General features: G+C 43.4%; 9 protein-coding genes. 4 read left to right on the top strand and 5 right to left on the bottom strand.

What is annotated here, in order from left to right; translation table 11 throughout:
- Window positions 1–142: 142 nt before the first annotated feature.
- Together PSI23_RS22990 and PSI23_RS19335 are read right to left on the bottom strand one after the other, a co-directional pair.
- Entirely contained in the window at window positions 143–2,134 is a 1,992-nt protein-coding gene (locus PSI23_RS22990) for a type IV secretory system conjugative DNA transfer family protein (protein ID WP_273556611.1), read from the bottom strand.
- Between the two features lie 742 nt (window positions 2,135–2,876).
- Complete coding sequence (locus PSI23_RS19335) at window positions 2,877–3,863, bottom strand: replication initiation protein (RefSeq protein ID WP_273556610.1); 987 nt, start codon at window positions 3,861–3,863, stop codon at window positions 2,877–2,879.
- Between the two features lie 349 nt (window positions 3,864–4,212).
- On the opposite strand from PSI23_RS19335, the gene PSI23_RS19330 reads away from it, so the two are divergent.
- Both PSI23_RS19330 and PSI23_RS19325 read left to right on the top strand, forming a co-directional pair.
- Entirely contained in the window at window positions 4,213–4,578 is a 366-nt protein-coding gene (locus PSI23_RS19330) for a type VI secretion system tube protein Hcp (RefSeq protein WP_273556609.1), read from the top strand.
- Between the two features lie 66 nt (window positions 4,579–4,644).
- Complete coding sequence (locus PSI23_RS19325) at window positions 4,645–5,241, top strand: ribosome-recycling factor (protein WP_273556608.1); 597 nt, start codon at window positions 4,645–4,647, stop codon at window positions 5,239–5,241.
- On the opposite strand, the gene PSI23_RS19320 is transcribed toward PSI23_RS19325, so the two are convergent.
- Both PSI23_RS19320 and PSI23_RS19315 read right to left on the bottom strand, forming a co-directional pair.
- The gene (locus PSI23_RS19320) at window positions 5,216–6,139 is read right to left on the bottom strand and encodes a DUF4225 domain-containing protein (protein ID WP_273556607.1); all 924 of its coding nucleotides are present in this window, start codon (window positions 6,137–6,139) and stop codon (window positions 5,216–5,218) included. The two genes, PSI23_RS19325 and PSI23_RS19320, sit on opposite strands and share 26 nt — an antisense overlap.
- Before the next feature lie 2 nt (window positions 6,140–6,141).
- Window positions 6,142–6,621, bottom strand: a complete 480-nt coding sequence (locus tag PSI23_RS19315; RefSeq protein WP_273556606.1) for an Hcp family type VI secretion system effector — start codon at window positions 6,619–6,621, stop codon at window positions 6,142–6,144.
- 642 nt (window positions 6,622–7,263) lie between these two features.
- Here PSI23_RS19315 and PSI23_RS19310 point away from each other — a divergent pair.
- Entirely contained in the window at window positions 7,264–7,476 is a 213-nt protein-coding gene (locus PSI23_RS19310; protein ID WP_273556605.1) for a hypothetical protein, read from the top strand.
- Window positions 7,477–7,691: 215 nt separating this feature from the next.
- Window positions 7,692–7,949, top strand: coding sequence for a helix-turn-helix domain-containing protein (locus PSI23_RS19305; protein ID WP_273556604.1), 258 nt, complete (start codon window positions 7,692–7,694; stop codon window positions 7,947–7,949).
- Between the two features lie 156 nt (window positions 7,950–8,105).
- On the opposite strand, the gene PSI23_RS19300 is transcribed toward PSI23_RS19305, so the two are convergent.
- Window positions 8,106–8,795: replication-relaxation family protein (locus tag PSI23_RS19300; protein ID WP_273556603.1), on the bottom strand; the 690-nt coding region annotated here is incomplete at its 5' end.

The raw sequence follows: 8,795 nt of genomic DNA, 5'->3' as shown, positions 1-8,795 counted from the left end.
GTACACGGTGCTGACCGCCGTATAATGGAGAACCTGACTCAGTATCTCCGCCGTGGAATAAATTTCATCTTTCAGGAATCGCAGAATCGCCTGTTCGTTATCCTGTTTTTTTGCCATCCGCGCTGTGTAGGAGCGGATAAAATTATCGCCAGCCATGGTTATCAGTCTCAGGGTTAAAATCCGCCTGCGTTGCCGGTGCACTCGCGCTATCTTTGCGGGGCGGGTTTTCACTTAAAGGATCAGGGAATGACGTCACAGGCCCACCCGCTGAAAAATGAAAATCAGGCCGTTTGAGGGGCGGGTATTCGGTTAATGCAATCGCCCGCCGCACGGTCTTAATCGGTTTGCTGTAAGCAATTCGCGCCAGCCCGACACCAATCATCAACGCCGCACCGTCCGGCAAATGCTGAATGGTGTTGGTGTCTATCAGTTCCCGTTTTTCTTTGAATACGGTGGTTTCGGTGCTCATCAGCTCAACGTTACCCGTTTCTGTGCTCAAATTGCGCCGTTCACTGTCAACCAGTATCTGCCCCGTTTGTTTACTCACCCACTCCGCCACCTTGTAATCTTTCATCCGGTAAATCCATTTAATCGGCGTATTGTCTATCACCGTCGCCTGAGCCACTTCCGGTTTCATATCGGCACCGCACTGACCAAAGTCACCGAGAGATTGATGAGTCAGCAGAATATTACAGTTCTTGTCGCGCACCGTGCCGAGCGCCTCCAGACTGGATTTTGACAGCAGGTACTTAAACTCATCGAGAAAAATATTAACATGGGTGGTGGCCTGCAAGCGGTCGCGTTCCTCGATGATTTGAAGACAACGCACAAACAACATTTTTTGCAGCATGATCACCGATTCATCACGCAGCGAACCGACAACATACAGACAACCGCCGTTAAGAATAAAATCCTTTAAATCAACCCCCTCACGGGTCTGTAAAACGGATAACGAGCACAATTCCTGTAACAGTGTCATAAAACCACTGGCGGATTCCCTGACCTTTTGCGGTAAGCATTGGGCCGCTTCGAGTAGGGCAGCCACATCAGCACCCTGCTCAAACTGGGATGACAGCATTCTGACCGCTTGGCGGTCATTGTCACGGTAAAAATCCGCATTATCCCCACGCCGCCCGAGGCTGAAGCCGGAGACCAGCAGCTCATTAAGCTGGTAAGCGGACAAGTCACGAAAAATATTCAGTTGCGCGGGTTTACCCTGGCGTAAATCCAGCAGTAAAAATTTATCCGTTTGACGGTGAAGAACGTGCGGGGCAAATTCATCATTTTTCGGATCAAACACGATAACCGCATCGTTAAAGTTACGCGCACACTGGGCCAGCGCACCACAGGCGAGCACCCCTTTACCGCTGCCGACCGATCCCATTATCTGAATATTGGATTTCACCCAGATTTGGCGGGGGAGCGTTATCGGACGGCGTTGCTCGTCCAGCCCGAGAAACACGGCATCTTTCGCCATCGCGAGGTTAAAATAATCAGTCGGATTAAAATCAGGCACAGAGGCAAATTGCAGAGAACGGGCATCAGAAAGTTCACCGGTACGGCCTTTATGTTTTGAGCGGCTTTCAATCACACGGCGGTTAACTTCCGCGTCTTTCTTCGCCAGAAAATCACGCAAAAACCAAAAATGCGTTAAATTTGCCGTCAGTGATCCGACAACAACACCGCCTATCAGCCAGAACAGCGGATAAAAACGCGCTTCGCTTAACAACAGATTGATGATGGCTTTATCATTCACCAGCATCAAAGCGCCCACGTTGATCAAATAAAACAACACCCCCGCACCACCAAGCAACAGCACAAGAAATTCCGCGAATTGGTAACACCGCCGCCGGAAATAAAGCCCTTTCGGCGGGTGATCAAGATTCGCTTTTTGGGCACCCGTAAGGTTAACCCGTTTTCCGTCTGCATCCCTGTTCAGTTCCCGCGCTTTTCTCAGTTGCTCGGCGGAAAGACCAACCAGCCCCATATGCCCCAGAAATCCCCGCACATTGGCTAAAATCAGAGACAACATAAAACCGACACAACACACCGTAAACCACTCCGCCGTGACCACGTTAAAAAGCCAGTCATGCGATTGGTAAAACTGATAAATCTCATGCGAAAGTTTAGACACGGATACCTCTTTTTCGGTGAAATTATCGCGCCCCAGCGCGGGAAAGAGGCTCAGAACGCCCCAGCGTGGCGAGCCTCGGTTTCATGCTTTCGCATGGCGTTCAGCTTGGCGAAAGCACACAAGAAACAATCTGCCCCAGCAGATTTTTCGCCGTGCCACAAAGCGCAACGAACCTGCCCCAGCAGGTGAGAGAAAAAACGCGACCCCAGTCGGGATTTTTCGGTGGGCGGCGCCCCGTCAAAGAGAACAACGTGAGCGCATGACCAAAATGAAAAACAGCGAAGCGTTAGGGGCGTCCAGCGCCGGAGTATTTAATTTTGGTCATGCGTGAGCATGACGGGGCGCGGGTGAATTTTTGCCGTTGGCGGCGTCCAGCCGACATAAGACAAAAAGAGGGGGAAGATGGACGTTGGCAGGCGTTCAGCCTGACATAAGTTGAGCTTCCCCCTGATTGTTTTTCGAAGCCCTCGCGGAGAAAACAATCATGCCGCAAGGCATAACATAGCTACTTGAAATAGCAATGTAAATAAAAAGGGAGATTAAACAGGTATCTTATGTAGCTATGGTGAGGCAGTGCAATCATTGAGAAAAGGTGATATTCCGCTTCCTCGACAGGACAGACTCGCTGCGCTCGCTAATCCCGTCTTGCGGCGAGCGGTGCGGGCGAAGGGACTGGAATTCTAAGGTTAACTACGGAGTACAAAAAAGCCCCGAAAAGGGGCTGTTATCTGATATAGGCTTGCTATTTGTGCATGAACCAATTGCGTAAAGTGTTGCGATGAACCTCCAAGGTATCCGCAATCTTTTGCTTACTCATACCACTAGAAAGCATCTGTAATGCCTGTTCCCGTTTGCTGTTGTAGGTTTCTCCTTTGGCTATCCCGCCCTTCTTCCCTTTCGCTGCCTGTACTTCAGCCTTGTTCCTACAACCCCCAATGCGCCCTCTGGCTGCCTGAATCTCTGACGTATGCGTGTCTGCAACATATTGCGCGAACGCCTTTTCGCTCATGCGCTGGTGTGTCCATTTGGCAATACTGCGCCCGATACAGGCGCATTCCGGCAACGATAGCGGGTTAGTGAGCTGAACGTTGTACATTTCCACACGCTGAATAACGGCCAGTTGCCACTGGTCAAAATGGGGATACCCCTGCCTGATCGCCCTGTAAGCCCATCTGCGCGTTTTTTCGAATAACTGACAGTTACGCCCTAGCCCGTACTCAAAATCGCTCCTGCGGGCTTCTGATAAACTCAAATCGACATAATCGGCAAGTTCGTCCAGTGTGTAGACTTCCTCACGCCATGCGGTGACCTGCCAGTGCTGATTCAGGGGATTTTTACAGATAAGTCCGCTGTAGTTCACATCCGCACGAAGTTTCGCACACAAGCCACGCTCTACCGAGGCGGCATATTTCAGCGCTTTGATACTGGCATCGGGGGCGGTTCTGACCGCCGTTTGCAACCCATAAAGCAGGTGTGCATGTCCGTTTGTCTGGTTCTTTACCGTAATATTGGGGGCGGGTGCGTTGCTGTCTGTCCAGTCTATCGCTGCCCCAACGCGGTCAACATCAAACACAAACCAGAAAGCCGCATGGGGAGGATTATGCTGGATGTAGCGGGCGAGCTTTGCCACGTCTGCATTATTGATACGCAATCCGTAAAGTAAATCGTCTGTGTGATACGGTTTACGGGGCAGATGGTCGGCAAAATAATCCAGTGCAAGGCTAGTCATTTTTTTTGTTGCGCTTATGGCGGGGGTGTTGTTTCTGTATGTACATATGCTAAACTCGTTTTAAGTTATGAGCCTGCGCCCTCGTGAGTTGTGAGTCTTCCGCCAAGTTGAAGCACAATTTCGGGGGCGTATGTGTTTATAGTTTAAAATTACTCTGCAATAATTATTTTGTCTAATCATTAAATGGGGAACAGTGACAAAATTCACTGCCTGACGGACTTTACACGCCTTTTCTCATAAATTTCATTATGTAAATTGACAGAAATACGATTATTGCATTAGGTTGTCATTGTCTGTTTTCAAATAAAATGGCTTACTTGGCAGTGATTAACAACAAGGAGAAAATACGATGCAGTATATTACTTACATGGAAATTACGGGAGCAGTTCAAGGATTGCTGTCTGAAAACTGTTCAGATAATGATGTCCACAAAGATAAAATACAGATAAACTGTCTTGAGTTATCAAAAGGCGTTAATGACTTAAGTCACATAGAAAAAATAATTTTAGAAAAGAATGTAGATAGCGCATCACCTTTACTACTCAATGCGATTGATAAAAATGAGCATTTAGCATTAAACATAGTCCAGTGTGTTGATAACAACATAACGCATGAGTTTAAATTTAAAAATGCGTTTATAGAAAGAATAAACACGCATTTCTCAGGGGAGAATAAAAGCTCACCCTATGAAAGAATACAAATAAAAATAGTCTGATAATTATCATTAACAATGGGCGGCAAGAAATACCATCGCCCATAACAAAGATAGAATATTACGAAAATGAAAAATAACAACATTTATCTATTAAATAAACTATCACAAAAGGAAAATAAATCCTTAAGAAATGCCTATGAAAGAGAAATTAAATCCTTAAGAGATGCATATGAAAAGGGAAACAAATCCTTAAGAAATGCATATGAGAAAAAAATTAAATATTTAAGAGATAAACAGGAAAAAAAGATTAAATCGTTAAACGATGAACATTGTGAGGAAAAAATTAAATCGTTAAACGAGGCATGCGAGCGGGAAATTCAATATTTAAACGACTCATATAAGAAGGAAGTTAAATCATTAAATGATGCATACGAAAAAGAAATTCAATCAAAAGATAAATATAATGAATGGCTTAGTGATTTGTTTCGCTGGAATCTATCAACCGTGCTCACACTTAATTCCATAATCATATTACTTTATTTCGTAAGCATATACTCAACTAATAGCAATCCAATTGCGATGCTTTGCATTTATGCATTCATATATTTTTCTTCTATAATATTTCTATCCATAGTAATATCATCAGATAAAAAATTTAGTTTCCTTCTATACTTAAAGGCGAAAATAATTTACCTTTTCAGTTATTTTCATCTTTCTCATTAAAAAGATATTTATCTAACAACATATATGCTTTAATTGCCGCGTTCCCAGTTTTATAAGTAAGCGTCGATTTATCACTGGTAAACATTTTTCTGTTAAAATCATTTTCCAGCCATTTGAACAACCTAACTCCTCCTTTTGGAGTGAACAATTTATGGAAAAGTGGTACTTTTTCAAGACCACTTTTTGTTTCCACAGGTAAGTTTATAATTCTTTTAGAAGGATTATATTTAGCAAACGCTGCAAACCCAAAATAAAGACCAACGCCAAAGTTTACCATATCATACGCGAATTTCCCAGAACCCTCATCAGCACCAAAAAAAGAAAAACCCTTTTCTGTCAATATCTTAGTTGGATTACCTTGATCTATATAGCCATCTGTCCATTCATACACGATATTGCTTACCCCTTCCACTGTGTCGCCAAACCCTGTTGCTATCGCTAGAACCCCCATACCTTTAGACTCCATACCTCTTAACAATCCTCCCCCCTTTGTGCTAAAAGCCATAACTCCAGTTCCCAACTGAATAACACCTCCAATAATTTTTAACCCATTTTCACCATAAAATATAAATCCTTTTCCTGAGTATTCTTGGGTATTTAAATATGTTTGCCTATCTTTTTTTCTTCCTTGTTCATATCCAGATTTCTCCACATCTAATTCCATCTCTATTTCTTTTATAAATTTTTTAGCCTCCTTCCAAGATTCCCACCGACCTTCTCCATAATGATACATCGCAATTTTAAAGTCATTCCTTATCAATCTAATAACTTCATTAATTTCATGCAGGTAGCCATTTTTAAACTCCCTATCATCCAACAAATAAGCGGATGAATATCTAGCAACTTTAATTAACTCATTAGCAGCATGATCAAACCTTAGTTCTAATGTATTTGCCATAATTAATATACCCTCTCATCCCAGATACTATAAGAGCTGGTTCCGGCAGTCACATGTTCCCACGTAATGGATTTAAATTTAATAGACAGGGATTCTTCGGGTTGAGCATCATTATGTGTGATAGAGTTCGGACAAAAGAAATTGATATTCACCAAAGCCGCCTCGGTTAATTTAATTTTATAATATAACTCAAGCCCGCCACTCATCGAAGTTCGGTAAAAGAAAAACTCACAGGTTAATAGCTCATTTGATGTTAATGCTTGTGATAATAAAGGCGATGATTTATCGATAGGTTTACGTATGTCGATAGGTTGAAAATTGACATTTTGATGCATGGATAAGTTAGAGGATAATTCATTAACCAGTATTTCGTCTTCATGGCCTTTTTGAAACTTATTCCCGATAGAATCTATCGTAGAACAACCGCTGGAGATCAAACCCTGTTTATTACCCTGTAATTTAAGATAAATAATATTCGCCATCTTTACACCCTGTTATTTTTAATAAAAGAATCATAATATTACAAAAATAATTAAAATAAAATATTTGAAATGAAAAAAAATTATACAATTATAAATTCAGGCACCCATCATAAATTATGTTAAACAGGTAAGTTTAATCACTAAAAATACCCGTTAGGAACTTTAAAAAATCTGTAAACGGGGATAATTAAAATCACAGTTTATTTAGCGCATTTTTAACGGTAACACAGAATATAAAATACCACCTACGCGCACCACGTTTAGAATACAGTCGACAACACCACTAACACACCATAAATACAAAAAATATTTGCAATAAATAGTTACATGCAATTGATTTTATTATTGAATGTTTTTAATTATCCCGTTAACCTGATAACGCTATTGGCAAAATCCGATAGTTAGGGGGTCGCAGCCCTAGAGTGTTTTCACGGGTATGAAATAAATATACCCGTGTGCCTGTTTTCGCCTTTTCTATGGCGGTTCAGGCAGGGGAGGCTTTGGCCTCACTGGAAGAACACTCCCGGTACTGCGAACCCTGTTTGAACTGCCACCACTAAAAGGAGAAAACAAAAATGAATATTTTCCATTGGTGTTCCTCTGTACCTAACGTCATAAAACCTCACCGCGCTGAGGTAACGCATGGCTAAAATTTTCGTTTATCAAACTGAAACGGATGCTTACGCGCTGGCACGGGATTCCTGTGATCTCATTAAATGCGCCGAATATCTCTGCAACCAATCTGATATGGAAAATAATGTCAGGCATATACACAGTTGCATTAATGCCATCATCGAAAAATTGCGGAAATTAAGCGGAGAACTGGAAGTTAGCACGGTAAAAGAAATCACATAATCAAATAAATAAGTTCGCTATTTATCTAAATAAGTAATCTGAAAATGTTATTGGTTTAAACTGATAACCAAGGGGTCGCAGCCTTGTAGAGTGTTCCACTGGCAGGATTTTCTGCCAGTGTGCTTGTCTATGTTTTTGCTGTAACCATTCAGACAGCATTAAGCATTCCGGTACTGCGCCTCTGACTTTTTCCATCTAACAAAGGAAAGCAGAAAATGAGCGTAGAAAAAAAAGACTGGCATCCGGCTGATATCATTGCCGCATTACGCAAACAGGGAACGACCTTATCAGCAGTCTCCCGTCAGGCCGGATTAAGCTCATCCACATTAGCGAACACGCTGGTTCGGCCTTGGCCGAAAGGAGAATGGATCATAGCTAAACGTCTTGAACTTCATCCCTCCCAAATTTGGCCCAGTCGTTATTTCGATAACATGAGCAACCTGATAGAACGCAAGCCGAGAAACAATTCATGATTGATTAGCTTCACTGTGTGATCATTTGCCTGAAATCAGTCAGAGTAAGCGTGACGAGCCAGTTTTTACTGGCGTCACTTGGTAAAATCCAAGTGACGCCAGTAATGGGAAATGGGGGATTAACACGCCAAAATGGGGTTAACAAAAAAACGAATATCACTCACGGGCAAATTCCTCATACGTGCTAAAGCAAAAAAAACGGTCTGTCATTTCAGGGGTTAACGACTGGAGACGCCCGCCAACCGTGGCAGCATCGACCGCATAAAATATCCGTTTAACCCTGTCCCGTAACGGCGGTTCGGGGAACAGGTACACCACCCCCGCCCAGCCATTTTTAGCGATTTGGTTCAGGTAAATTTCCGTGATTTCGCGGTAGCGTTTCGGGGATTTCGCCACCCGCTCCACTTCCACCGCCCAGATTTTCCCGTCCTTGCGCATCAGCCCGTCAGGGTATTTCTGCCCTTTTTCCAGTTTGAGGTGGCTGGTTGATTTCCACTGATACCCGTGATGACGCGCAACAAGGCTTAACCGCTGCACATCAAACCGGTGCTCCAGCGTACTGAGGGTGATTTTGGACGGTTCAAACGCTTTCAGCTTAAACGGGTCGTCATGTTCATCTAAGGCCATGACAGCACCGTGCTGCGTAATACCGTACACGTTAAACGGCCTGTAACCGCCTAAATCCACTTTTTCGGTACTCAGCAAACCTTTGGCACACATCCGCTTCAAAACGGCGTACACGGTGCTGACCGCCGTATAATGGAGAACCTGACTCAGTATCTCCGCCGTGGAATAAATTTCATCTTTCAGGAATCGCAGAATCGCCTGTTCGTTATCCTGTTTTTT

The organism is Xenorhabdus yunnanensis (genome assembly GCF_028598805.1).
GTDB classification, from domain to species: domain Bacteria; phylum Pseudomonadota; class Gammaproteobacteria; order Enterobacterales; family Enterobacteriaceae; genus Xenorhabdus; species Xenorhabdus yunnanensis.
The sequence above is the reverse complement of the archived record's forward strand: the minus strand, read 5'-3'. Positions and strand labels throughout refer to the sequence as shown.